Below are 23,955 nucleotides of genomic sequence, written 5' to 3'. Positions count from 1 at the left end.
TTTTTGAATGTACATAACTTATTTTTTATTGGCTGTCACGGTATTAGTTTCATTAAAGGGAATAAATGATCCCAGCTTTAATAGAAAATTATTATTGAATCCGAATGATGTAATACATTATGGCAAATGGTATCGTGTTTTTACGCATGGATTTGTGCATGCCAATTATATCCATTTATTCTTCAATATGTATGTGTTTTACATGTTCGGAGTGGCGTTAGAAGGTACTTTTATCGCTTCGTATGGTGCGCGTGGCTATATGCTTTACCCATTATTATATTTAACGGCAATAATGTTCGCAGCATTGCCGGCATTGTATAAGCATAAAGATAATCCTGGATATAATTCGTTAGGTGCTTCAGGCGCTGTTTCTGCCATTTTATTTGCTTTTATTATGCTTTACCCAAATGTGGAATTGGAACTTTTTTTTATACCGATTGAAATTCCAGCGTATATTTTTGGTCCAATTATTCTTTTTTTAGAATACTTAATGGCAAAACGTGGAGGGACAGGTATTGCCCATGATGCGCATCTTGCTGGTGCGATTTATGGAATAATTTTTATCATCGCATTAGATTATAACTTTATATTTAAATTCATTGATCAATTCGGCCTATGAGTAGATTTGTAAATAGTAATGGCCTTTTATTGGATGGGAATTCTCATGCAATAATGGCTGGTAATAGGGGGCATCTTTATGGGGATGGACTCTTTGAAACAATTCGTGTATTAAATAATGTTCCAGTTAATTTAGAACATCATTTAAATAGGATGTTTGAAGGGATGAAAATCCTTAGTATGGTTAAACCGAGTGATTTTAGTGTCGCTTTTTTTGAGCGAGAAATCCAAGCCTTACTCATTAAGAATAATATTAAGTCAAGTGCAAGAATTCGTTTGTCAATTGACCGTAAAATAGGAGGTCATTATTTGCCTTTGTCAAACGATGTTGAGTATTTTATTGAAGCAGATCCAGTTATCGAAAATCGTTATGTTTTAAATGGCGAAGGTTTGAAGATCGAATTGTTTCAAGATATTAAAAAGCAAATAAACATTCTTTCACCGTACAAGACCAAAAATTGTCTGATTTATATCATGGCAAAAATTAAAGGTAATGAATTAGGAATGGATGAACTCTTGATTCAGAATGATAAAATGGGCATTATAGAAAGCGCCAGCTCTAATCTTTTTATTGTAAGTAATGGTGTTTTGTATACCCCTGGAATTGATTTGGGCTGTTTAGGAGGAACGATGCGGATGCAGATTATTAATTTGGCGTTAGAACATAATATAAAGGTCTACGAGTGTAATATTTCCCCCCAACATTTACTCACTGCTGACGAGATCTTTTTAACGAATGCAATACAGGGAATCAGTTGGGTGAGTACTTATCGCACAAAGGAATATTCGAATGAGGTGGCCAAGAGGTTAATCAACTTCTTAAATGAAAAGTGGCATGTTAGTTAAGTCTACTTAGTTCAATGCTGGATTCTTCGGGAAATGAGCGAATGCTTTGTATTTCCCTCCTTGACGTTTCATAGAATCCTCCCATAAAGTAGAATTGGATGTGTCCATTATTTCTTCCGTATTTTCAACATCAGCTACTAACCAAGCATTTTGTTTCAATTCACCATTCAATTGTTTGGATACCCATCCAGAATAACCAAGAAAGAAACGAATTTCAGATTTTTTAATAATACTTGCAGAGATCAAGCTTTTTAATTCCTCAAAATTTCCACCAGCATATATATTCCCTGTGATATGAATGCTTTCAGATAGTTTATCTCCAAGTGTATGGATATAATACAAGTTTTTAGCACTTACTGGACCTCCAAGACCAATTTTAGTTTCGAATTGTGGTAGGTTTTCAAAATCGGACAAGTCCAAATCGGTATAATTGTTTAATACAAATCCGAATGATCCATCTTCATTGTGTTCACATAATAAAACAACAGAACGCTGAAAGTAAGAGCTTTCTTCAAAAGGTTCAGTAATTAGTAATCGACCTTTTTTAGGTTCTAGTTTATTGTAAACATTCAAATCAATCATCCTTACAAATATAATATTTATAAATTGACAAAAAAGCGCAGTTCATTATTCGGATTGCTATTTTTTATAACTTTGTCAATACATATTATGGCCAAACAAGAGATTAAAAATAAAAGAGCAAAATTTGAATTCGAATTTATTGAGGATTATGTTGCTGGTATTATGTTAACCGGAACAGAAATCAAATCAATTCGGAATGGCAAAGCAAGTATAATTGAAGCCTTCTGTACGATTATGAAAGGCGAGCTTTACATTCGAAATATGTACGTAGCCGAGTATGAAAACGGATCGTATAATAACCACAATCCTAGACAGGATAGAAAGTTATTGGTTCAGAAAACTGAATTAAGAAAGATCACAAAGAAGTTAAAAGATAAAGGTTTAACTATTGTTCCTTCAATTTTGTTTATCAACGAGAATAATCTGGCTAAAATTAAAATTCATATCGCAAAAGGTAAGAAATTACATGATAAGCGAACAGATATGAAAGACAAGGATACGAAGCGTGAAATGGATCGAGCTCTTAAACGTTAATTGTCAAAGGCAACAATTGTTTCCCAAACTATTTTAGCAGTATTGTCCCAATTAAAATCTTCTGCTCGTTTTAATCCTTTTTGAATAAGATCTTTACGCAGGGCTTCATTTTTATCTAGCTCTATTAATCCATCCTCTATTGATTGAACGGAATAAGGGTCAACATAATATGCCGCTTCGCCTGCAACCTCTGGTAACGCGGTTAATTCACCGGCCATAACTGGCGTTCCTGAACGCATCGCTTCTACAATTGGAATGCCAAAACCTTCAAAATAAGACACAAATGTCAGCGCTTTTGCTGCTGCAGTAACAGCTTGCAGTTTAGCATCTGAAATATGACCCGTAAAATGAATCTCATCTTTGTACTTGAAAGTATTAAATCGGCGTTTGAAATCTTCATCTCTCCACAAAAAATCACCAACCAATAACAATCGAGTAGGAGCGTTCGTTGCATCTTTAAACCTTTCGAAAGCTTGCAATAAACGAATGATGTTTTTACGAGGATGCAATGCACCTACGAATAAGAAATAAGGTTTACCTTCGGTATATATCTCCTGTGTTGCCAATCGATCTTCATTCGAAACGGGCTTAAAATCAAGACTAGCACCGTTATGAGCTACAATTATTTTTTCATTTGCAATTTTATAACGTTCCATAATGTCTGTCTTTGAATAATTTGAAACAGTGATGATTTTAGCTGCCTTATTAGCAAATAGCGGGAAGTATTTTAATAAATATTTACGCGGTGTCGGCGGAATGTCGTTTGGAAAATGCTCGAAATTTAAATCGTGAATGACTCCAATTTGGGGAATGTCAGTTTTTAGTGAAAGATAACCGTCTGGTGAAAAAAAGACGTCAGCTTTGTATTTTTTTAATGCCCAAGTAACCGATTTATTAAACCAAATTTTGAAAAGTATGGGATGTCGTGCCATTGGAGGAAGCACAACTGGTGTAATATTGTCAGAAAAAATAAATTTATCATCGTAAGGTCTATCGAAAAAAAAGATGAATTCATGTTCCGGATGGTTCATTGTCATTCGTTTAAGTGTCTCAAACGTAAACCAACCAAACCCTTCAAGTTTACTTTTCAATAAAAAACGTGTATTAACCGCTATTCTCATTCTAACGAATGTATAGCTTTATTTAAATTTATCCTATTTTTGTCGACTGAATGAAGAACAGCATCAAATTAATATTACAGAAAGTATTTGGCTATCAAAGGTATCTATACATCTTTTCGAAGTATAAAATTATGACTTTAAAAAGTGATGATAAAGAGAAGGATTTTTTCGTTTTCCTTGACCAAATAAATCAACCTGGATCTATTATGGATATAGGTGCCAATATTGGTATAATGACATATCACTTGGCGAATAAATTTCCTGATGTTGAAATACTAGCAATAGAACCACTTCCCAATAATTTTTCTATTCTTTCGAAAATAATCAAACGCTATAAATTGAAGAATGTCAAAACATTTCAATTAGCGGTTGGGAATGAAGAGTCGGAAGTAGAGATGGTTTTACCATTAAATGGAAAAGTAAAAATGCAAGGTCTTGCACATGTCGTTCACGAATCTATAGATGAATGGAATGTTGGAGATAAATTTAAAGTAAAGTGCAAAAGAATTGACGATATCGTTGGTCAGCAAAAGATTGCAGGCATTAAAATGGATATTGAAAATTTTGAATACTTCGCATTATTAGGTGCTCAAGAAATGTTGAAGCGTGATGAACCAATAATTTATCTTGAATTATGGGAGAATGAGAACAGAGATAAATGTTTTGAATTCTTGACGGAATTAAACTATTTACCTTATGTGATGCACAAAAATAATTTGGTAATTTTCAATAAGAATGTTCACCAAAAACAGAATTTTATTTTCAAGCCAAACGCTAATCAATAGATTAAAAAAATCTAATTATTTCTTTTTTCCTCTAGGTTTTTGACCTCTTGTTTTTGGCTTTTTATACTTAGCTTTTATCTTTTCTTTATAAGATCCTCCTAAGTTAACCTTTTGATTCTTCGCTTTCTTTTCGTGATGCGCACCTTTTACTCCTTTGTTACTGGTAGAAGGTAAATAATTAATATCACCTAAATTAACAGTCTCATCATAAGTTAAAATTGTTGAAATTTCAACTTCTTTTGGCATTTTACTAATCGGTATCGATACATTCATCAATTCCTCAATAGCCACTTGTAATTCATCATCTTGTCTGCCTATCAAACTGATTGCATGTCCACCCAAATTTGCTCTACCTGTTCGACCAATACGGTGAAGGTAATTCTCTGGGATTTCAGGTAAATCAAAGTTGATGACGTGACTGATATTGTCAACATCAATACCTCTGGCAATTAAGTCAGTTGCGATTAAGATTCGAATTTCACCGCTAGCAAATTCTTCAATCATTCTCAATCTGTAATTCTGCGACTTATTCGAATGAATTACACCAATATTACCATCTATCAATTCAGAATAAGCTTCGTGAAGTTTATCTGCTAATTTTTTAGTCTCAACAAAGATTAAAACTTTTGTCAAATCCTCCGTTTGTTGGAGAATATGGACCAATAAATTCAGTTTGGTATTAAAGTTAGGAACTAAATAAGCTTCTTGTTTAATTTGTGCCAATGGTGTTCCTGTTGGTGCCATTTGAATTTTAACAGGCTCGTGGAAAAATTCGTTAATCACCTTTAAAACATCAACAGTCATTGTTGCAGAGAAGAGTAAATTCTGTCTTTTTGGAGGAAGAATATCCAATAAATCTGTCAATTGTTTTCTAAATCCAAGATTTAGCATTTCATCAACTTCATCTATTACCAATTTTTGAACAGACTTTAATCTTAAAATTCCAGATAAAGCAATATCTAATAATCTACCTGGTGTTGCAACTAAAATATCACAGCCATCATACACATTTTGTTTTTGTGTATTGATGTTAGTACCACCGTAAACACCCTTAATACGAACAGTCATATAGGTGGTTAGTTTTTCCATTTCAGTCTTTACTTGTACCACCAATTCACGTGTTGGTACTAGAATGATTATACGTGGATGTTTTTGCTCAGAAAACTTGAGATTTCTCAATAAGGGTAGGGCATAGGCATAGGTTTTACCTGTACCGGTTTGCGCAATACCAACAACATCTTTACCAGATGAAATAATAGGAAATGCCTCCTCTTGTATAGGGGTTGGCTCCGTAAAATTTAAATCCTTTAAAGCATTTTTAATAGGAGTACCAAGATTTAGATCGTCAAAATTCACTGTAAATATTTTGCACAAAGGTACTGTGAAAATCTGAACTAGCCTTCATTCTTGCCATTTTCAGTTGATTATTCTCAACCAATTGCTTGAGTCTGTTAAGGTTTTGTATTCAACTTTCGGGATTAGAAACTGATCTTCAACGAAATATTCTTGCGTAAAAATGCTATCCGACTGGTTAGCAATTTCTTGATTTAAAATAATACGGGATCCTAATACCTCATAACTTCCATGGTGGGTGCAACTCCAATCTGTATGTTTTTCAATAGCAGAATAAGTGCCGTCGGTTCTTAATTTCAAATTACCTTTCCATGGGGAGTAAAATTCAGCTTCTAGCAAAACAGGACTTTTAAAATAGTCGGAAGGCTTATTTATGCCCCAAAGTACTGAAGTAACAGACAGTAGAACGAATATTAATGTTATAATTCTATAAGAGACAGCTTGTCGTTTATATATTTTATAAATCTGAATTATTAATATTAATCCAACTAAAAATCCCAATACGATTAGGGTTAACATCAATCCTAATGCTTCGAATAATCCATTACATTTTGAATTAAATTTTAGGTTCAAAAAAAATAATGTACCTATTAAGATTGGTAGAACAGAGAAAAGAATTAATGACCATTTAGCATTTTTGTTCATATCAAATTATGCTAAAGGTCATTAATCAATTTTAATCTTATTTAAGAAATATTACGTGCATTTTTAACTTTCTCCTTCAATAATGCAATATTCAGCACTTCGTGCATCGTATCAACATAATGGAATTTTAATCCTTTTAGGTAATCAGCTTTAATATCAAGAATGTCTTTTTCATTCTTACGTGAAAGGATAATTTCTTTAATATTTGCACGTCTTGCAGCAAGAATTTTTTCTTTAATTCCACCTACAGGTAAAACAGAACCTCTTAAGGTTATTTCACCAGTCATGGCAAGATATTTTTTTACTTTTCTTTGCGTAAAAGCAGATGCCATTGCTGTTAACATGGTAATACCTGCAGAAGGCCCGTCTTTTGGCGTTGCGCCGGCAGGTACGTGAATATGAACATCCCAATTGTCAAACAACTCACTTGTCAATCCGAAATCAGTAGCATTAGCTTTAAGGAATTGATGCGCCAGAACCGTTGACTCTTTCATTACATCACCTAAATTTCCAGTTGATGTAAGTTTTCCTTTTCCTTTAGATAAACTTGTTTCAATATATAAAATATCTCCACCAACTTGTGTCCATGCTAGACCGGTAACTACACCAGCAAATTCATTTCCGATATATTTATCTTTTCCATGAGATGGTCCCAATACTTTTTGTAAATCTTCTGAAGAAACTTTTGCAACAAACTTTTCATTCATTGCAATTTCTTTCGCACGATTTCGCACCATGTGTGCAATTTCTTTTTCAAGTCCTCTCACTCCAGATTCAGCCGTGTATTCTTCAACAATTTGTTCCAAAATAAGCTTTGGAAAACTTATGTCTTTCACGCCAATTCCATGCGCACTAATTTGTTTAGGAATTAAGTGATTTTTTGCAATTTGTATTTTCTCTTCAACAGTATAACCATTGACTTCGATGATCTCCATCCGATCGCGCAATGGACCTTGAATGTTCGCTAAATTATTGGCAGTTGCAATAAATAGAACATTAGATAAATCATAATCTAACTCTACAAAATTATCATTAAATGCAAAGTTTTGCTCAGGATCTAATACTTCTAATAGTGCAGAAGAAGGATCACCGTGGTTACTTCGACTTATTTTGTCTATTTCGTCCAAAACAAATACAGGATTCGAAGTCTTCGCTTTTTTGATGTTTTGAATCACTCTACCGGGCATTGCACCGATATAAGTTCTTCTATGACCTCTTATTTCAGCTTCGTCATGTACGCCACCTAAAGACATGCGTACATACTTTCTTCCCAATGCTTCCGCAACAGACTTACCTAAAGATGTTTTTCCAACACCAGGAGGTCCATACAAACATAAGATAGGAGACTTCATATCTTTTTTTAACTTTAATACAGCCAAGTATTCTAGAATTCTAGTCTTCACTTTTTCAAGACCGAAATGATCTCTATCTAGTATTTTCTTCGATTTTTTTAAGTTAAAATTATCTTTCGACAATTCGGCCCAAGGTAAATCTAAAAGCAGATCTATATAATTAAGCTGTACAGAGTATTCTGCTCCCTGAGGATTCATTCTACCCAATTTAGTTAACTCTTTATTAAAAGCTTCTTTTTGCGTTTTACCCCATTTTTTAGTTTTAGCTCTTTTTTCAAATTCACGGACTTCATTTTGAACAGGGTTATCACCCAGTTCGTCTTGAATTGTACGCATTTGTTGATTCAAAAAATACTCTCTTTGCTGACGATCCATGTCCATTTTTACTTTGGAGTGGATCTCATTCTTCATTGATAACATTTTAATCTCAACAGACAATTGAGAAATAACCTCTTCTATTCTTAAGGCAATATCATTCAATTCTAATAAGTTCTGCTTTTTCTCAACTTCTATATTCAAATTAGAAGCGATAAAATTCACTAAGAATGTTGGGCTTTCAATGTTTTTAATTGCAAAAGTAGCTTCCGAAGGAATGTTTGGAGACTCTTTGATAATGCGCATTGCCATATCTTTCATTGATGAAAGCAAGGCTAAGTTTTTATCTTTCTTTAAGTCAATTTTAGCATCTTTCAAACCAATTACATTGGCTTTAAAATAAGGTTCTGTTTCAACGAATTTGTCAATTTCAAATCGTCTCTTACCTTGTATGATAACAGTTGTACTGCCATCAGGCATTTTAAGTCGCTTTAAAATATGCGCTACCGTTCCAATTCTGTTTAAATCCTCAAATCCAGGATCTTCAATATCTGTTTTCACTTGTGCCAATACGCCAAGTGTTTTATTGCCTTTATAAGCGTCTTCAATTAATTTAATTGATTTATCTCTGCCTATTGTAATCGGAATTACAACGCCAGGAAAAAGGACATTATTACGCAACGGTAGAATCGGTAATAAATCTGGAACAGCTTCTTTATTTAAGTTATCTTCTTCTTCTTCAGAAATAAGAGGAATGAATTCGGGTTCTTGTTCTAACATGTTTTGTAAGGATAAAAAGTCACGTTTTGATTCGGACATATATACAGTTTTTTTAAGTCAATTTGTCATTATTAAATTGCGCTTTTGAATAAAAATCTGTCAAATCAATCAATTTGACAATAAGTTTGATCAAAATTTAAACGCAACTATAATAGTTCAATCATTGTGCCAACTCATCATGGATGGTGCGTAGAATTTTTCTGTCAGCTGCAGATAAGTCAAGGCTACGTCTAGCCATCATGTTTTCGGCTACAATAATCGCTTTATCAAAGTCGAAATTAGTACTGCTTTCAGCTCCACCCCAAGAGAATGAAGGGATGTACTTAGGAGGGAAGCCAGCACCAAAGATATTTGCACTAACGCCAACCACTGTTCCGGTATTTAACATGGTATTGATGCCTGTTTTGGAATGATCACCCATTAATACACCACAAAAAGTTAAAGATTCTTGCTCCAGTTGATTGGAGACAAAGGAATGAACTTTAATTTTTGAATAATTATTTTTAAGATTACTTGAATTTGAATCAGCACCGAAATTACACCATTCTCCGATTACAGAATTGCCTAGAAATCCATCATGCCCCTTATTTGAATATGCTTGGAAAATACAATTAGAAATTTCACCGCCAACTTTGCAGTGTGGGCCAATTGTAGTTGGTCCATATATCTTAGCACCCATTTTAACAACGGCGTGCTCATTTAAGGCAAAAGGACCTCTAATTATTGATCCTTCCATTACTTCGGCGTCTTTGCCTATATAAATAGGTCCATCAGATGTATTGAATATAGCACATTCTGCTTTTGCTCCTTCTGCAATAAATATATTATTAGATCCAATTACACGATTGCTATCACTTAATGGTTGACTAGTTTTATTTTTAGTCAATATATCATAATCAACTTTAATAGCATCTCCATTTTTTTGGAAAAGCTCCCAAGGGTGCGCTACAGAAAGTAAAGTTGTAACTTCTTTATTGATTTTTTTGCTTTCGCCTTCTCCTCGTTGAGCAACAAATAAATTATTAATTATGAGAGATTCACCATTCTGCAATGTATAAACCCAATCCACAATTTCTTGAGTAGGTTTGATATTACCAGCAATGATAAGTGTCGTGTCTGTTGTGGGAATTGAAGGAAACTTTTCTTCAAGATAATTTTCTGTATGATAACCAATCGAATTGATTTCATCTTTAATAGAAAGTAAACTTATCCAAGTCTCTTGAATGGTAAGAATACCGAAGCGCAATTGAGAAACCGGTCTCGTAAAAGTAAGTGGCTTCATTTGCGCATGAACCATATTGTCGCTAAAAATACATTGCATATGGCATAAAATTAAATAAAAAAACCCATCCGACTAATGCCGAATGGGTAATAAAAAAAAATAAAAAAAAATTACTTCTTCATATTTTTACCGTATCTATTTTTGAATTTATCAATTCTACCAGCAGTATCCACAAACTGCATTTTTCCAGTGAAAAACGGGTGTGACTCTGATGAGATATCTAATTTGATTAGTGGATATTCGTTTCCGTCTTCCCACTTTTCAGTTTCTGTTGAACTAGCACATGAGCTACTTACAAAAGAAAAACCATTTGACATATCCTTGAAAATAACTAATCTGTAATCCTCTGGATGTATTCCCTTTTTCATCTTATTATAAATTTAAATCTTCTTTTACTAAACTATTTACCGATTCTCCAAATGTCTCTACGATTATTTAGATCTTAAATCGGAGTGCAAATTTAGCAATTTTTTTTAAAAGCAAAATTATTTTTCAAGATAAAATAAAAATAGTAAAAATACGTACTTACATTTGTAGGAGGATCAAATTTATGAAAAATATAATAACCATAGTATCTTTATTATTAATAGCGGGAGCAATGTCTTGTAAAAAGGACAAGAACTTCTCTAAAAATCATCTGAATTTTTCAACGGATTCTTTACTCTTTGATACTGTTTTTACAACTGTTGGCTCTACCACTAAAAGATTTAAAATTTATAACAAAAATAATTTTAAGTTAAATATTGACGAAGTTGAGTTGATGGGAGGAGTATCTTCTCCATTCAGAATTAACTTAGATGGTTTGCCTGGAGATGAATTTACAAACATCGAAATCCCAGGAAATGATTCGTTATTTTGTTTTGTAGAAGTGACTTTAGATGTAAATGCACAAACTTATCCAGTTGTGATTTCTGATTCTGTTCGATTTCTAACCAATGGTGTTAACCAATATTTACATTTAGATGTTTGGGGACAAGATGCTTATTTTCATGCTCCCGATCCAGGATCTTTTTTCACTTTAGTTGGAGATCATATCGAGCCTTGGAGCAATGATAAGCCTCATGTTTTATATGGTTTAGTTGCAGTTGATAAAAATCAAACATTAACAATTCCAGCAGGTACAAGAGTATATGGACACAAGAATTCTCAGCTGAGAATTTACGAAGGAAATTTAAATATTCTTGGTGAATTAGGCAATGAGGTGGTCTTTCAGGGCGATCGTTTAGAGTCGTTTTATGATGATGTTGCTGGCCAATGGGGAGGTATCTATTTAGATTCATCAAAGAATGTGACAATTGATTACTTAATCGTTAAAAATGCGCAGGTTGCTTTAACAATTGATGCCAATAGCTCGAATCCTACCAGGGTGACTATTAAGAATTCGATATTTGATAATTCTGCGTTTTATAATTTATCTGCGATAAGGGGGCCAGTTATCAATGCTGAAAATTGTTTCTTTGGGGATGCAGGTTTATTATCGGCCTACCTTTATGCTGGAGGTGAGTACAATTTTAAACATTGTAATTTTGTCAATTATTATGCAGGTTCACGATCGACGCCAGCTTTTGCAATGACAAATTGGGAGGTAATTGCAAACACGACCTATACTTATAGTGTTCGAAATTCTAGATTTGATAATTGTATTTTTTACGGTAATGCCAGTACTGAATTTATTGTAGATACCTTGGAGGCAATAGAGATTGACTTTGTTGTAAATGCAAGTTTAATCAAACGAGAAGAGATTTATGAGTATGAAAATTATTCGGCTAGTGTGATTTGGAATGAGTTGCCTAATTTTATTTCAACTTTCAGTAATGATTTTCATTTAACAGAATCCTCACCATGTATTAATGCAGGTGATCCTATTTATTCAAACTTATCAGATATAGAGGGTAAGACCAGAGATATTCCGGATATAGGTTTGTATGAATATTAAGAAAAAAGGGAATTAATTTACGGTAAGCGTTTCAATCGCTGTTTGCTTTTCCCCTAAAAAAGAAAAATCATCATATGTATTTAATGTGATTTTATAGGTGCCAGGAATAGTGAACGTATTGGTGATTTCAAAATCCGACCAGCCTTTACCGTTTTCAGGAGCGCCGTCAGGACCTTCCATATACCATTCTATACTAATCGCGTTTTCTGAACAAGATTTAAATAAAACCGGTTGCTCAGTTGATACAGTGTTACTCTCTATATCAATGCATGCAGTTAGTGGTTTTTCACAAGCGGAAAAACTAATAGCTAACAATCCAATAAACAATGTTCTAATTTGAGTCATTTCTTTGAAGTCACTGCGAAATTATAAAAGAAGTTTTAATTATCTCAATAAAACTAGTAAAATTTTGCATTAGTTTTAAACAGGTGGATGTCACTAAACATTAATAATCGCGCTAAAATTTCACGTATTTGAGCTAACTTTGTATGACTTCTAGGCGTTTTAGCATTATAAGCATAAACTTTAAGATCGTTTTGTTGAGCAATATAAACTGCACGTTCGTTGTGAAATTTTTGTGAAATAATGGTAATCGCGGTACATTTAAATACGTGTTTCGATCGCAGAACTGAATCTAATGTTCTAAATCCAGCAAAATCTTCAATGATATCTTTGGCTGGAATGCCACTTTCTACCAAATAATTTTTCATGTCACCAGTTTCATTATATCCAATTCTGGAATTGTCTCCACTTACAATTATTTTTTTGATTTTGCCATGTTGGTACAATTCTATCGCAGCTTCCATTCGATGCTTAAAATAGGAGTTAATTCCATACTTACCCAACTTGGCGCAACCTAAAACAAGTCCAAATTCATTCTTTGGTATTTTATTTAAATCATTGTAAATAAATTTTCTAGCATTATAATAAACGGCAATATTACTAATGACTAATAATGCTAATATAACAACTGAGAGCTGAAATGTTCTTTTGATTAATCTTTTCATTGTGCTAATATCTTGATTGTTACATATATTTAATCTCGCAATAATGAATAAAGAATAATTCGATTTTTATTCGTAGAATGCGAACTATTATTTGTTGTTTACTACACAATAATTCCGTACATTTTACGTTGATTTATAAGTGTGGCAACAATGTTGTTATATCTTTTGTAACCATTCCATGAAAAACGGTTATATAAATGCAAGAAATTAAAACCAAACAAAAAACTATGCCTACTAACTCAATTTATCACCATACGGAGGATAAGCTGTTGAAGGAACTTAAATGGATTCAGTATGCTAAAGAAGATCCTCGTGGCTTTGAGCCACTTTATAACAAGTATTACGAACAGATACTTAGATATATCTATCAGCGAATAGATGATAAGGAGATGGCTTTTGACATAACCAGTCAAGTCTTCCTTAAAGCGCTGAATAATATACATAAGTACGAATATCGAGGCGTGCCTTTTGCTTCGTGGTTGTATCGTATTGCAAAAAGTGAATTGTATCAATCTTTTCGTGATTCAAAAGCGAAAAGAACTGTAAATATTGATACTGTACATTTAGCTGATATGATCGACGAAATGGAGGAAGCAGGTACTGATGAAGATCGAAAAATGTTAATTCACTTAATAGGTGAATTGAATGATGACGAGGTGCAATTAATTGAAATGAGATATTTTGAAAAAAGATCGTTTAGAGAAATTGGAGAAATACTAGAGATAACAGAAAACAACGCGAAAGTTAAATCACATCGCGTTTTGAAGAAAATGAAAAAACTATTTAATCAAATAGAGAATGAAAAATAGAAAGATAAATATTGATCGCCCTCATCTTGATTCTTCGGAAATTATGGCGAGAAGAAACTTTAGTGAAGTTCTTGGAAATCACGCGGTGCTCACCAAACCATTTTACAAACAGTATTGGTTTATGGGCACCTCCGGGATTGCCACGGTTAGTTTGATAATCGGAGGAGTCGTCTCCTTTAATGCGAGTGACGAACAAATTCGATTACCTGAAACGGCCGCAATCAATATCCAAACTGACGCACCGCCACTACTTGCGCAATTGGTAAATGTTGAGCCCGAAGAAACCGTATCCTATTTGTCTATTGCAAATGAAGAGGTCACAGAAATAAGTAATGAAACAGAAAATAAATCCTATGATAAAAAAACTACTTTAAGCAAAAAAGAAGTGTCAAATGCCAAGTCAAAAGTAAAAAAGGAAGAAGTTATTCAAGAAACTTCCCCTAAATTCGCTGTTGAAACAAGTTTGACAGAAAGTTATGATGCTAACGAGATGGAATTAGCGCCACGTATCCATAATAAGTTAGGTGGTAAAATTACACGCTCTGAATTGCTTGATAATAAAGGAATAACAACTGTAGCGGATATCAGTATTATTCATTTTGAAATGCATTTAATTGATGGTTTAGGCGGAGAGGTTTTTGAAGCGGAGAACAATCAATTAAATGACGAAATGAAAAAAGCGATAGCTAAAGTTGAAGAAGGTGAAACTATTTATTTCCAAAATATCAAAGCTAGGATTAAAGACGGATTAGAAATTCGTTTAAATCCATTACGCTATGTATTAGCGAACTGAATAATTTAGATTTCTAAAAATAGTATTCACACAACTAATGGACTAAATGTTCGTCAGGTCTTAAAATTATAATTTACAAAGGTGTAGCGGATTAAAAAATCCGCTGATCATCTTTCTATATTGTGATTTTATATTATTTTTGCGTGTACTTTGATATGAAGAATTTTAACCATTTTAAGTTGTGTATGTTAGTTGTGTTTAGCTTTTTGCTAGGTATAAATACTTATGCGCAACATTCGAACTTTACGGGTTCGGATCATTGGAAAACGCAAAGAGGTGAATTACTTTTTGGTATTGGTATTTCTAACTTTTTAGGAGATCTTGGTGGTTTAGATAAAACAGGGACACATTACTCACCTGTTGATATTGAGTGGAATACAACGCGGCCTTCAGGTCATTTCGGTTATAGAAGAAGATTGGCAAGTTGGTTGGCGACGACTTCAACTTTTCAATATGCCGTTTTAAAAGGGGATGATGCTTATACTAATGACCCATTTAGAAGGAATAGAAATTTGAGCTTCCGAACACATTTATTTGAATTGTCACAACGGCTAGAAATATTGATTTTTAGAGACGAGCATTACGGAGCAAGATATGATATTCCTGATTTAAAAGGTGATAAAAATAGAAATACGCTTGTTTATTTGTTTTCTGGAATCTCGTTTTTAGGTTATATCCCTCAAGGTAATTTGGATGGAGGTTGGACCAATTTACGTCCTTTAAATACAGAAGGTCAAGGTTTACCTGACGCGGTAGAGCCTTATAAATTCGTGAGCTTTGGAATTCCTTTTGGAATTGGATTTAAATATGGTTTCGATCGTGTTTGGAGAATGTCTTTCGAATTGAGTTATACACAAACCTTTACCGATTATTTAGATGATGTCGGTGGTGAATATTACGATAATGACGCCATTCGAGCGGCTTACGGTACAACTGCAGCATATTTTGCCGATCCGTCTGATGGAACTTTTAAAACATGGACTGCTGAAGGTGAATTGAGAGGCGATGCAAATCATAATGATGGTTACATGTTTTTCAATATCTCAATCATCAGAAACCTATCTGATAAAAGCACTAAAAAATTAAAATGGAGATACAGATTCTAAATAAGATCTGTTTTCCTTTAATTATATTCATTAAATCTTCTTGTTTTCTGCTATTTGAGTATTAACTTTGTAGAAATTTTGAACGCATGTATAAAAGGGTTATTCGACCATTACTTTTTTCAATAGATCCAGAGAGGATTCACCACTTTACGTTTAAAATGATTCAATTGTCTGCCAAGATTCCTGGGTTAAGTGCAATTATTCGTAAAAAGTTTAGTGTAAATGATCCAAATTTAGCCAAAGAGGTATTTGGACTGAAATTTAAAAATCCTGTTGGAATTGCTGCTGGATTTGATAAAAATGCACTCATTATAAACGAATTAGAGAATTTTGGATTCGGTTTTGTTGAAATTGGAACAGTAACGCCAAAACCGCAAATTGGCAATCCTAAGAAAAGACTTTTCAGATTAAAGAAAGATCAGGGATTGATCAATCGAATGGGGTTTAATAATGATGGTGTTGATGTCATTAGTAAACGACTTAAAAATAAATCTACCAAATTAATTATAGGCGGGAATATTGGGAAAAATACAGCGACTCCTAATGATGTATCAAAGCCAGATTTTATTGAGAATTTCGAAAAATTACACCCTTACGTTGATTATTTTGTAGTGAATGTTAGTTGTCCGAATGTTGGCGATACTGCGAAATTACAAGATCGTGATTTTTTAGTTGATCTATTGAGTACATTAAAATCTATCAACGAAACAAAAACAATTCAGCGACCAATCTTATTAAAAATTGCACCAGATTTAAATAATGGGCAATTGGATGAAATTATTGACATCGTTTTCTCATCTAAAATAGAAGGTGTAATTGCTTCTAATACATCTGTCGACCGAAGTGAATTAATTACTTCTAAGTCTGAATTAGATGCAATTGGTAGTGGGGGATTAAGCGGTAAGCCGATCGGAGAGAAAAGTACAAAAGTGATTCGATACCTTTCTGAAAAAAGTAATAAAGGTTTTGTTATAATAGGAGTAGGTGGAATTCATTCTGCTGATGATGCGATTGAAAAATTAGAAGCTGGAGCTGATTTAGTACAATTATACACTGGCTTTATTTATGAAGGTCCAGCATTGGTGAGAGATATCAATAAAGCCATTCTGAAAAATAGAAAATAATGATTAAAATAATTGAATGTCCAAGGGATGCAATGCAAGGCATTCACGAATTTATACCAACTGCAACTAAAATTGAGTATATCAATCAATTGTTGGAGGTTGGTTTTGATACGATAGACTTTGGAAGTTTTGTTTCTCCAAAAGCCATTCCCCAATTAAGAGATACTGCAGAAGTTTTAGCAGGTTTAACAACGGATACCAAATCGAAATTATTAGCTATTGTTGCCAATAAAAGAGGTGCTGTTGACGCTTTAAATTTTGATAGAATCGATTATCTAGGTTACCCTTTCTCTATCTCGGAGACATTTCAACAAAGGAATACGAATGCTTCAATAGCAGAGTCTTTAACACGTGTTGAAGAAATTCAAAACTTGGCAATTCAAAAGAATAAAAAATTAGTCATCTATATCTCAATGGCATTTGGGAATCCTTACGGTGATGAATGGGATCTTGAAGTAGCAGCAAATTGGAGTACTAAATTACACAGTGAGTTAGGAATAGAAATTATTGCTCTGTCTGATACAATCGGTGTATCGAATCCTGAAAATATTAAAGAACTTTTTGAAGGATTGATTCCAGCATTACCAAATGTCGAATTCGGTGCACATTTACATTCAACACCTGAAAAGGTTTGGGAGAAAGTGGATGCTGCTTATAAGGCAGGTTGTAAACGATTTGATGGCGCAATTAACGGATTTGGTGGTTGCCCAATGGCTTCGGATGATTTGACTGGAAATATGGTAACTGAAAGTATGAAAATGTACTTTGATAAAAATAATATTGGTACAAATATTGATAATATTGCTTTCGAAAAATCATTGGCAAAAGCACAATTGGTTTTTTAATAAAAAATAAAATTTTATGAAAAATATATTCTTTACCCTGTTAACATTATGTATTACATTTGGCGCAACTGCTGGAAGTTTTGAAAGAGAAGTTTCTGCTTTTAATTCAGTCTTAATCTCTGGTAATTATAAAGTGAAATTAGTCGCTAGCGATAAAGAATACGTCAAAATAAACAATAAAGAAGACGATTTAGCAGATGAGAAAATTGTCACAGAAGTTGAAGGCAGTGAATTGATTATTAAAATTAAAGGCGATAATTATAAATCTCGTAATCTTGAAATTACAGTTTATTACAACCAATTGTGGTCGGTAACTGTTAAAAGAGGGGCAGAAGTATTTGCTAAAGGTGTTTTAACAGGTGATATCATTTCTGCAACTTGCGAATCTGGTGGACGTCTGGATATGAAAGTGGAATGTACTTCCTTAAAAGTTAATATTAATGCAGGTGGTTCAATTGGTATTGATGGACAAACAACTTCAGCGGATTATCGTATCGCTGCAGGAGGAACCATTGGTGCAATAGATGTCAATGCAGATAATGTCCTAGCAGAAGTTAAAGCTGGCGGTGAAATTATATGTTCAGTGAATAAAAAATTAAATGTTAAAATTATTACTGGAGGTTCTGTCAATTACAGAGGTAATCCTGAAGAAATAGTTGAAGACATCAAGTTGGGTGGTAAAATAACGAAGCTAAAATAAAAATGAAAAATACCTTTAAAATTCTTAGTGTTTCATTTTTATCGATCTTTTTAATTGCTTGTAGTGGCAAATCTGAAGATGCTGTATCAACTGAAGATCTTTTTCCAGCGGAAACCTTATTGGTGGATAACGAATATCCAGAATTGGATTCGGTTGCTGTAGATATCCTTGAGAAATTTCGAATCTGTGCACTGTTAGACTCTACTAGAGGATTGCCTTTATGTGAAGCAAAGAATTTTAGAATATTTAAATATCAGCCAGAAAAAAGTCTTGAAAGTGGCTTCATTGTTGAAATGGTTCCAGGATTATTCGGTGCGCCAGTTCATCAGGTTGTGGTGATTGAAAATGTATTTGGTAAATATAAAATTGTCAATCAATACCTCGGATATCTATTAGAAATGCGCACAACCAAATCGGGTTATAACGATTTATTGATCGCTTATGATGATCCTGAAATAGGTGTGGTGGCAATCAAACACGTTTGGAGTGTTGATAAATATGATCTTGCAGATGTAGAAGAAATCAATGATCATTATATCAAACCCGAATTAAAAGATTCTATTAATAATATTCTTTTACCAGCATTTACGGCAGGTCATTAAATAAATGTTGCATAAATCAAAAGTTTTGATCGGCATTCGAGATTACTTTATATTTTTGTTTCATGCGTAATTTATTATTCACGTTATTGATCTCAATCTTTTCTCTTGGAAATGCGCATGCGCAAGCGATTGAATTAACGTTTCCTGATATTGCCTTCGATGGAACGAAAGCAGCTGTTTATTTTGATGTTTTACCGACTGAAAATACCACGTCTTTCATCCAATTAAGAAACGGAAATCATTTTGATACACTGGCTATCGTTGAAGTTGACGGCGCTTACATGATCGAACCAACTTTCTTTAGTGATGAGGGAATTGTATTCGATCAGGTTGAAACAATCGGAAAACCAACAAGTGTGATTCCTTTGTGGACTTCGATTTTGCCTCCATTAATTGCCATATTTTTAGCTTTAATCTTCAAAGAAGTTGTTTTTTCATTGATTTCAGGAATCTTCATTGGTTCGGCTATAATAGGTTTTTATGCAGATGGTTTTATTGGAATATTTTCTGGTTTCTTTACAGTAATTGATACATATATTATTGGCGCTTTGAACGATTCTGGACATTTAAGTGTCATCGTTTTCTCTATATTAATTGGAGGAATAGTTGCGATTATTTCTAGGAATGGTGGGATGCAAGGAATTGTAAACAGGATCACTAAATATGCAAATACTGTTCGCAACGGACAATTGGCTACCTGGTGTTTAGGATTAGCGATCTTTTTTGATGATTATGCCAATACGCTTGTTGTCGGAAATACAATGCGACCAGTAACAGACCGTTTAAAAATATCTCGTGAGAAATTGGCATATATCGTCGATTCTACTGCAGCGCCTGTTTCGGCAATCGCTTTTGTTACAACTTGGATTGGAGCTGAACTAGGTTATATAGCAAGTGGAGTAGAAGGGATTAATGCAAATGGTGAGGTGATATCTGAAGGCGTTTATTCGATCTTTTTAAATAGTTTGGTTTATTCTTTTTATCCAATTTTAACTTTGTTTTTTGTCTTCTATTTAATCATCCGACAGAAAGATTTCGGTCCTATGCTTAAAGCCGAACGCCGCGCTCGTATTGGTGAAGTAATAAATCCAGAAGTGAACAATGCCGATTTAACGGAGATTGAAGATTTAAAACCTGTAAGTGGAATTAAATATCGCGCTTTTAATGCCGTGATTCCTGTTGGCATAATTGTATTTGGAACGATGTTAGGTTTGATGTTTACTGGATTTGATTCGTTAAAGAACGAATTATTAGGAGGCCATCCAGAATTGAATTTGAATAGTTGGGGTGATACATGGAGCAATATGTCTTTACTGGATGGAAGTCCGGATAGTTTTACTAGAAAATTAGGCACCTTGATTGGAGCGTCAGATTCTTATGCTGCTCTATTATGGTCATCATTATCTGCACTTGTATTTGCCATTTTCTTAACGGTTGGTCAACGCATCATGAAATTAGAAGAGACTGTTAATACAGCTGTTTCTGGATTCAAAACGATGATTTCGGCAATATTAATTCTTATCCTAGCTTGGGCTTTAGCTTCTGTTACGGAAGATATGCATACAGCAGAATTTTTAACAGGCTTAATAGGTGATTCTATTTCTCCTTGGTTGATTCCTGCAATCACATTTATTCTGGCGGCTGTAGTTGCGTTCTCAACGGGCTCGTCATGGTCGACAATGGCTTTGGTATATCCTATTATTCTTCCTGCAGCATGGGCAATAGCTACTTCAGATACTTATGCTTACGAATATGCAGATGCAATGGCGTTATTTTACAATACTGTCAGCGCAGTTCTCGCCGGTGCTGTATTAGGTGATCATTGTTCGCCGATTTCAGATACTACTATTTTATCGTCTTTGGCGAGTGGGAGTAATCATATTGACCATGTTCGTACTCAGATCCCTTATGCTTTAACTGTTGGATTAATTTCGGTGGTTATGGGCACAATATTATCCGCCCTAGGCCTACATCCTTTATTGGGTATGTTGCTAGGTGGAATTGCAATTGTTTTAGTCATCGAATTGTTTGGAAAACCAAGCGATAATAATGCGTTAAATTAAAAAAGTTATGGCACAATTAATTGCTTTAGATTACGGATCAAAAAGAACTGGAATTGCAGTTACAGATGACAGTCAAATTATTGCTTCAGGATTGACAACTGTTGATACGCCGCAATTGTTTAAGTTTTTACATGAGTATTTTTCAAAACATCAAGTAGAGGCCATAATTTTAGGGGACCCCAAAAAGTTAGATGGAACAGCAACGGATTCTACTGCTGCAGTTGAGGCTTTAAAAAATAAACTAAAAGAAACTTTTGGTAAACCTATTCACATGATTGATGAGCGTTTTACATCTAAAATGGCTTTTCAAGCGATGATTGACGGTGGTTTAAGTAAGAAGAAGAGACAAAATAAGGCCTTAGTCGACGAGATTAGCGCAACGATTATTTTGCAGTCTTATATGGGATAATTCATCATTTTAATCAGTCTTTATCAATTTAAAAAGGTCGGATTAGCCATTAACAATTCAAGTTTTTCTAACTTCGCTTTCATGAATTCAATTGATATCCGAACAGTAAATGTTGTTCAGTATATAAAACCACTCCGTGAAGGCGGATCGATGCCGGCTATTGTGAAGGCGGATGATGGTTTTATGTATGTCTTAAAATTTAGAGGTGCCGGTCAAGGAAAAAAGGCATTAATCGCCGAATTCCTTGGTGGTGAATTAGCTCGATTACTCGGGTTGAATATGCCGGAATTGGTTTTTATGAATCTTGATAATTCATTCGGTGCAACTGAAGCTGACGAAGAAATTCAAGATCTACTCGACTTTAGTGTTGGTTTGAATTTGGGTTTACATTTTTTGTCTGGAGCAATCACTTACGATCCTTTAGTGACGAAAGTCGATCCAAAAATAGCTTCGAAAATTGTTTTGCTTGATAGTATTATAAGTAATATCGATCGGACGGTTAAGAATACCAACTTATTGAATTGGCATAACGAATTATGGGTGATTGACAATGGAGCAAGTTGCTATTTTCACCACAATTGGGAAACATGGCAGAATCATCTCACCCGAACATTTCCAATGATTAAAGACCACGTACTTTTAAAGCAATCAACCGAATTAAAGGAAGCTGCGAAAGAGATAAATACCTTATTCACCGCCTCAAAAATTGAAGCAATTGTGAATACGGTTCCTGAAGATTGGTTATTGGACGATTCTATTGAATTTACGCCCGACCAAATGAGGGCAGCGTATATACAATATCTTACCGCTAAATTGGCAATGATTGATACACTTGTAAAAGAAGCTGAGGATGCAGGATAAAGTAAAATTCGAATATGCAATTATTAGAGTGGTGCCTAAAGTTGAGCGAGAAGAGTTCTTTAATGTTGGTGTCATTATATTTTGTAAAAGGAAAAAATACCTCGAGGTTAAATACCATATTGATCCTATTAAATTGTCCGCTTTTTCTAACGAATTAGAAGTTGATGATTTGATTGATTATTTAAAAGCTTGGGAAAAGGTTTGCAAAGGTAAAAGTGATGGAGGTAAATTGGGCGAATTAGAATTACCCGATCGATTTAGATGGTTAACAGCATCGCGAAGTACCATCATACAAAGTTCACAACCACATGCAGGTTTATGTGAGAATCCAGATCAAGTATTATCGAACTTATATGAAGAATTTGTCGCTTAAAGAATAGTTTATGATCGTTGAAACGCATATAATAAAGTTAATTCAAATCGCTGAGGTAAAAGCGGAAGGTTTAATTATTCAGTCTTCAGAAGATGGTTTAGACTTAATGGGGGATCTTTATTATCAAGGTTTTGACCGTGTGATCATTTATGCAAATACGATAACTCCAGATTTCTTTAATTTAAAGAATGGAATTGCTGGAGAAATTTTACAGAAGTTTGCCAATTATCGGATGCGATTGGTAATTGTCGGAGATTTTTCAAGTTTAAAAAAGCAGAGTATAAAAGATTTTATTTTTGAAAGCAATAAAGGAAATCAAGTCAATTTTTTGTCATCTATAAAAGAAGCTTTAAATGCTTTAGCCAACTAGATATTTATGCGAATTCTAATAATTAGTCTAATTCTTTTCTTTGGTTCGACTGTATCTTGTATAGCGCAGGAATGGGATAATTTAAAGACCTATCAAAAAACGACTGGAAATGAAACCTTAAAAGCGGGCCATTGGTTAAAGAAAGATAGAAAAAAAGGATCTGAAATTTGGCAAGCAGCTAATTTATACAATCTTCAGTCGGATAGTGGATTTCATAAGTACCAATCTATTGCGGAGATTCGAGATTTTTATCGATGGTTTGATGTCATTCGAATAGAGCGTGGGCATGAAGTGAAATGGATTGGATTGGCTGCCATTGCCGCCAAACAATTAGCAAAACTTGACCGAACACTCATTCAAGGAATCATCGTTCGAAATAAAGAATTGCAGCAGTTTGCGAACAAAGGTTCGAAAACAGTATTCGAATATGCGTTTCCGCTCTTAAAAACGCTCTATTTGGCGTCTGAAAAAATAGAAGCAAAAGCGGCACATGAATGGATTGTAGAATATGGTAGAAATGAGCAGTGTCATATATTAGAGCCACTTTATCAATCACTATCAATAAAGTCGTTAAAGCAATTAGAAAAAATGGCGAAGGGTAAAGGAATCTATAATTTGGCTGTTCCTAATGCCATCAAATATAAAGGTGAAATTGAAAATTGTGAAGACAGATTCCAGCATGGTATGCAAACTTTATTGCCATATTATCTGAATAAACGGAATACTGAATTCAAATAAATAAAT

General features: G+C 33.9%; 27 protein-coding genes. 18 read left to right on the top strand and 9 right to left on the bottom strand.

Features of this window, described 5'->3' with window-relative positions; all coding sequences use genetic code 11:
• Positions 1 to 7 precede the first annotated feature (7 nt).
• Positions 8 to 619 carry a rhomboid family intramembrane serine protease gene (locus tag T367_RS0107410; RefSeq protein WP_027419273.1) on the top strand — a complete coding sequence of 204 codons (612 nt, stop codon included), beginning with the start codon at positions 8 to 10 and terminating at the stop codon, positions 617 to 619.
• The gene (locus tag T367_RS21725) at positions 616 to 1,464 is read left to right on the top strand and encodes an aminotransferase class IV (protein ID WP_051568429.1); all 849 of its coding nucleotides are present in this window, start codon (positions 616 to 618) and stop codon (positions 1,462 to 1,464) included. The genes T367_RS0107410 and T367_RS21725 overlap by 4 nt, the downstream gene beginning before the upstream one ends.
• A 6-nt stretch (positions 1,465 to 1,470) precedes the next feature.
• Here T367_RS21725 and T367_RS0107400 read toward each other — a convergent pair whose 3' ends face one another.
• Positions 1,471 to 2,046, bottom strand: a complete 576-nt coding sequence (locus T367_RS0107400; RefSeq protein WP_027419272.1) for a YqgE/AlgH family protein — start codon at positions 2,044 to 2,046, stop codon at positions 1,471 to 1,473.
• An 87-nt stretch (positions 2,047 to 2,133) separates the two neighbouring features.
• Between T367_RS0107400 and smpB the strand changes: the two genes are divergently transcribed.
• Positions 2,134 to 2,580, top strand: coding sequence for an SsrA-binding protein (smpB, locus tag T367_RS0107395; RefSeq protein ID WP_027419271.1), 447 nt, complete (start codon positions 2,134 to 2,136; stop codon positions 2,578 to 2,580).
• On the opposite strand, the gene T367_RS21720 is transcribed toward smpB, so the two are convergent.
• Positions 2,577 to 3,701, bottom strand: coding sequence for a glycosyltransferase family 4 protein (locus tag T367_RS21720; RefSeq protein ID WP_035842862.1), 1,125 nt, complete (start codon positions 3,699 to 3,701; stop codon positions 2,577 to 2,579). The genes smpB and T367_RS21720 overlap by 4 nt on opposite strands.
• 131 nt (positions 3,702 to 3,832) lie before the next feature.
• On the opposite strand from T367_RS21720, the gene T367_RS0107385 reads away from it, so the two are divergent.
• Positions 3,833 to 4,486 carry an FkbM family methyltransferase gene (locus T367_RS0107385; RefSeq protein WP_027419270.1) on the top strand — a complete coding sequence of 218 codons (654 nt, stop codon included), beginning with the start codon at positions 3,833 to 3,835 and terminating at the stop codon, positions 4,484 to 4,486.
• Positions 4,487 to 4,501: 15 nt separating this feature from the next.
• Here T367_RS0107385 and T367_RS0107380 read toward each other — a convergent pair whose 3' ends face one another.
• From T367_RS0107380 to T367_RS0107360, 5 genes are all read right to left on the bottom strand, one after another.
• Entirely contained in the window at positions 4,502 to 5,842 is a 1,341-nt protein-coding gene (locus T367_RS0107380) for a DEAD/DEAH box helicase (RefSeq protein ID WP_027419269.1), read from the bottom strand.
• Between the two features lie 60 nt (positions 5,843 to 5,902).
• Positions 5,903 to 6,484, bottom strand: a complete 582-nt coding sequence (locus tag T367_RS0107375) for a hypothetical protein (RefSeq protein ID WP_027419268.1) — start codon at positions 6,482 to 6,484, stop codon at positions 5,903 to 5,905.
• Between the two features lie 41 nt (positions 6,485 to 6,525).
• Positions 6,526 to 8,970, bottom strand: coding sequence for an endopeptidase La (gene lon, locus T367_RS0107370; RefSeq protein ID WP_027419267.1), 2,445 nt, complete (start codon positions 8,968 to 8,970; stop codon positions 6,526 to 6,528).
• A gap of 121 nt (positions 8,971 to 9,091) precedes the next feature.
• Positions 9,092 to 10,252 (bottom strand): GlmU family protein, encoded by a 1,161-nt coding sequence (locus T367_RS0107365; protein ID WP_027419266.1) that lies wholly within the window; start codon positions 10,250 to 10,252, stop codon positions 9,092 to 9,094.
• A 71-nt stretch (positions 10,253 to 10,323) separates the two neighbouring features.
• A complete protein-coding gene (locus T367_RS0107360) occupies positions 10,324 to 10,581 on the bottom strand; it encodes a type B 50S ribosomal protein L31 (protein ID WP_027419265.1) in 258 nt (85 codons plus the stop codon).
• Between the two features lie 182 nt (positions 10,582 to 10,763).
• Here T367_RS0107360 and T367_RS0107355 point away from each other — a divergent pair, with 182 nt between their 5' ends.
• A complete protein-coding gene (locus tag T367_RS0107355; RefSeq protein ID WP_027419264.1) occupies positions 10,764 to 12,149 on the top strand; it encodes a hypothetical protein in 1,386 nt (461 codons plus the stop codon).
• Positions 12,150 to 12,161: 12 nt separating this feature from the next.
• Here the strand turns inward: T367_RS0107355 and T367_RS0107350 are convergent, their stop codons facing one another.
• Together T367_RS0107350 and T367_RS0107345 are read right to left on the bottom strand one after the other, a co-directional pair.
• A complete protein-coding gene (locus T367_RS0107350) occupies positions 12,162 to 12,494 on the bottom strand; it encodes a PKD domain-containing protein (protein WP_027419263.1) in 333 nt (110 codons plus the stop codon).
• Between the two features lie 53 nt (positions 12,495 to 12,547).
• Positions 12,548 to 13,156, bottom strand: coding sequence for a SanA/YdcF family protein (locus tag T367_RS0107345; protein WP_027419262.1), 609 nt, complete (start codon positions 13,154 to 13,156; stop codon positions 12,548 to 12,550).
• A 197-nt stretch (positions 13,157 to 13,353) separates the two neighbouring features.
• On the opposite strand from T367_RS0107345, the gene T367_RS0107340 reads away from it, so the two are divergent.
• The 13 genes from T367_RS0107340 to T367_RS0107280 all read left to right on the top strand — a co-directional run bounded on the left by T367_RS0107340 (position 13,354) and on the right by T367_RS0107280 (position 23,949).
• Complete coding sequence (locus tag T367_RS0107340) at positions 13,354 to 13,965, top strand: RNA polymerase sigma factor (RefSeq protein ID WP_211252690.1); 612 nt, start codon at positions 13,354 to 13,356, stop codon at positions 13,963 to 13,965.
• A complete protein-coding gene (locus T367_RS0107335; protein ID WP_027419260.1) occupies positions 13,955 to 14,758 on the top strand; it encodes a GldM family protein in 804 nt (267 codons plus the stop codon). Before T367_RS0107340 ends, T367_RS0107335 begins: the two co-directional genes overlap by 11 nt.
• Before the next feature lie 155 nt (positions 14,759 to 14,913).
• Positions 14,914 to 15,864 (top strand): hypothetical protein, encoded by a 951-nt coding sequence (locus T367_RS0107330; protein WP_157454158.1) that lies wholly within the window; start codon positions 14,914 to 14,916, stop codon positions 15,862 to 15,864.
• An 86-nt stretch (positions 15,865 to 15,950) separates the two neighbouring features.
• Complete coding sequence (locus T367_RS0107325) at positions 15,951 to 16,988, top strand: quinone-dependent dihydroorotate dehydrogenase (RefSeq protein ID WP_027419258.1); 1,038 nt, start codon at positions 15,951 to 15,953, stop codon at positions 16,986 to 16,988.
• A complete protein-coding gene (locus T367_RS0107320; RefSeq protein WP_051568428.1) occupies positions 16,988 to 17,833 on the top strand; it encodes a hydroxymethylglutaryl-CoA lyase in 846 nt (281 codons plus the stop codon). The genes T367_RS0107325 and T367_RS0107320 overlap by 1 nt, the downstream gene beginning before the upstream one ends.
• 16 nt (positions 17,834 to 17,849) lie before the next feature.
• A complete protein-coding gene (locus T367_RS0107315; protein ID WP_027419256.1) occupies positions 17,850 to 18,533 on the top strand; it encodes a head GIN domain-containing protein in 684 nt (227 codons plus the stop codon).
• Positions 18,534 to 18,535: 2 nt separating this feature from the next.
• Entirely contained in the window at positions 18,536 to 19,135 is a 600-nt protein-coding gene (locus T367_RS0107310) for a hypothetical protein (RefSeq protein WP_027419255.1), read from the top strand.
• Between the two features lie 62 nt (positions 19,136 to 19,197).
• Positions 19,198 to 21,198, top strand: a complete 2,001-nt coding sequence (locus T367_RS0107305; RefSeq protein WP_051568427.1) for a Na+/H+ antiporter NhaC family protein — start codon at positions 19,198 to 19,200, stop codon at positions 21,196 to 21,198.
• 7 nt (positions 21,199 to 21,205) lie between these two features.
• Entirely contained in the window at positions 21,206 to 21,607 is a 402-nt protein-coding gene (gene ruvX, locus T367_RS0107300) for a Holliday junction resolvase RuvX (RefSeq protein ID WP_027419253.1), read from the top strand.
• A gap of 81 nt (positions 21,608 to 21,688) precedes the next feature.
• On the top strand, positions 21,689 to 22,468 hold the full coding sequence (locus tag T367_RS0107295; RefSeq protein ID WP_027419252.1) for a HipA family kinase: 780 nt from the start codon (positions 21,689 to 21,691) through the stop codon (positions 22,466 to 22,468).
• Complete coding sequence (locus T367_RS0107290) at positions 22,458 to 22,841, top strand: DUF3037 domain-containing protein (RefSeq protein WP_027419251.1); 384 nt, start codon at positions 22,458 to 22,460, stop codon at positions 22,839 to 22,841. Before T367_RS0107295 ends, T367_RS0107290 begins: the two co-directional genes overlap by 11 nt.
• Positions 22,842 to 22,851: 10 nt before the next feature.
• Positions 22,852 to 23,211 carry a DUF4180 domain-containing protein gene (locus tag T367_RS0107285; protein ID WP_027419250.1) on the top strand — a complete coding sequence of 120 codons (360 nt, stop codon included), beginning with the start codon at positions 22,852 to 22,854 and terminating at the stop codon, positions 23,209 to 23,211.
• Between the two features lie 6 nt (positions 23,212 to 23,217).
• A complete protein-coding gene (locus T367_RS0107280; protein WP_027419249.1) occupies positions 23,218 to 23,949 on the top strand; it encodes a hypothetical protein in 732 nt (243 codons plus the stop codon).
• Positions 23,950 to 23,955 lie beyond the last annotated feature (6 nt).

The sequence above is a fragment of the Crocinitomix catalasitica ATCC 23190 genome (assembly GCF_000621625.1).
In the GTDB taxonomy this organism is placed as follows: domain Bacteria; phylum Bacteroidota; class Bacteroidia; order Flavobacteriales_D; family Crocinitomicaceae; genus Crocinitomix; species Crocinitomix catalasitica.
The sequence above is the reverse complement of the archived record's forward strand: the minus strand, read 5'-3'. Positions and strand labels throughout refer to the sequence as shown.

Excerpts from the sequence above, each read along its gene's own strand:
- T367_RS0107340 (WP_211252690.1), top strand. The coding sequence starts at position 13,354 with ATGCAAGAAATTAAAACCAAACAAAAAACTATGCCTACTAACTCAATT.
- T367_RS21720 (WP_035842862.1), bottom strand. The coding sequence starts at position 3,701 with ATGAGAATAGCGGTTAATACACGTTTTTTATTGAAAAGTAAACTTGAA.
- T367_RS0107345 (WP_027419262.1), bottom strand. The coding sequence starts at position 13,156 with ATGAAAAGATTAATCAAAAGAACATTTCAGCTCTCAGTTGTTATATTA.
- T367_RS0107350 (WP_027419263.1), bottom strand. The coding sequence starts at position 12,494 with ATGACTCAAATTAGAACATTGTTTATTGGATTGTTAGCTATTAGTTTT.
- T367_RS0107365 (WP_027419266.1), bottom strand. The coding sequence starts at position 10,252 with ATGCAATGTATTTTTAGCGACAATATGGTTCATGCGCAAATGAAGCCA.
- T367_RS0107315 (WP_027419256.1), top strand. The coding sequence starts at position 17,850 with ATGAAAAATATATTCTTTACCCTGTTAACATTATGTATTACATTTGGC.
- T367_RS0107290 (WP_027419251.1), top strand. The coding sequence starts at position 22,458 with ATGCAGGATAAAGTAAAATTCGAATATGCAATTATTAGAGTGGTGCCT.
- T367_RS0107280 (WP_027419249.1), top strand. The coding sequence starts at position 23,218 with ATGCGAATTCTAATAATTAGTCTAATTCTTTTCTTTGGTTCGACTGTA.
- T367_RS0107320 (WP_051568428.1), top strand. The coding sequence starts at position 16,988 with ATGATTAAAATAATTGAATGTCCAAGGGATGCAATGCAAGGCATTCAC.
- ruvX (WP_027419253.1), top strand. The coding sequence starts at position 21,206 with ATGGCACAATTAATTGCTTTAGATTACGGATCAAAAAGAACTGGAATT.
- T367_RS0107360 (WP_027419265.1), bottom strand. The coding sequence starts at position 10,581 with ATGAAAAAGGGAATACATCCAGAGGATTACAGATTAGTTATTTTCAAG.
- T367_RS0107335 (WP_027419260.1), top strand. The coding sequence starts at position 13,955 with ATGAAAAATAGAAAGATAAATATTGATCGCCCTCATCTTGATTCTTCG.
- T367_RS0107310 (WP_027419255.1), top strand. The coding sequence starts at position 18,536 with ATGAAAAATACCTTTAAAATTCTTAGTGTTTCATTTTTATCGATCTTT.
- T367_RS0107410 (WP_027419273.1), top strand. The coding sequence starts at position 8 with ATGTACATAACTTATTTTTTATTGGCTGTCACGGTATTAGTTTCATTA.
- T367_RS0107285 (WP_027419250.1), top strand. The coding sequence starts at position 22,852 with ATGATCGTTGAAACGCATATAATAAAGTTAATTCAAATCGCTGAGGTA.
- smpB (WP_027419271.1), top strand. The coding sequence starts at position 2,134 with ATGGCCAAACAAGAGATTAAAAATAAAAGAGCAAAATTTGAATTCGAA.
- T367_RS0107330 (WP_157454158.1), top strand. The coding sequence starts at position 14,914 with ATGAAGAATTTTAACCATTTTAAGTTGTGTATGTTAGTTGTGTTTAGC.
- T367_RS0107385 (WP_027419270.1), top strand. The coding sequence starts at position 3,833 with ATGACTTTAAAAAGTGATGATAAAGAGAAGGATTTTTTCGTTTTCCTT.
- T367_RS0107400 (WP_027419272.1), bottom strand. The coding sequence starts at position 2,046 with ATGATTGATTTGAATGTTTACAATAAACTAGAACCTAAAAAAGGTCGA.
- T367_RS0107355 (WP_027419264.1), top strand. The coding sequence starts at position 10,764 with ATGAAAAATATAATAACCATAGTATCTTTATTATTAATAGCGGGAGCA.
- T367_RS21725 (WP_051568429.1), top strand. The coding sequence starts at position 616 with ATGAGTAGATTTGTAAATAGTAATGGCCTTTTATTGGATGGGAATTCT.
- T367_RS0107325 (WP_027419258.1), top strand. The coding sequence starts at position 15,951 with ATGTATAAAAGGGTTATTCGACCATTACTTTTTTCAATAGATCCAGAG.
- T367_RS0107295 (WP_027419252.1), top strand. The coding sequence starts at position 21,689 with ATGAATTCAATTGATATCCGAACAGTAAATGTTGTTCAGTATATAAAA.
- T367_RS0107375 (WP_027419268.1), bottom strand. The coding sequence starts at position 6,484 with ATGAACAAAAATGCTAAATGGTCATTAATTCTTTTCTCTGTTCTACCA.
- lon (WP_027419267.1), bottom strand. The coding sequence starts at position 8,970 with ATGTCCGAATCAAAACGTGACTTTTTATCCTTACAAAACATGTTAGAA.
- T367_RS0107305 (WP_051568427.1), top strand. The coding sequence starts at position 19,198 with ATGCGTAATTTATTATTCACGTTATTGATCTCAATCTTTTCTCTTGGA.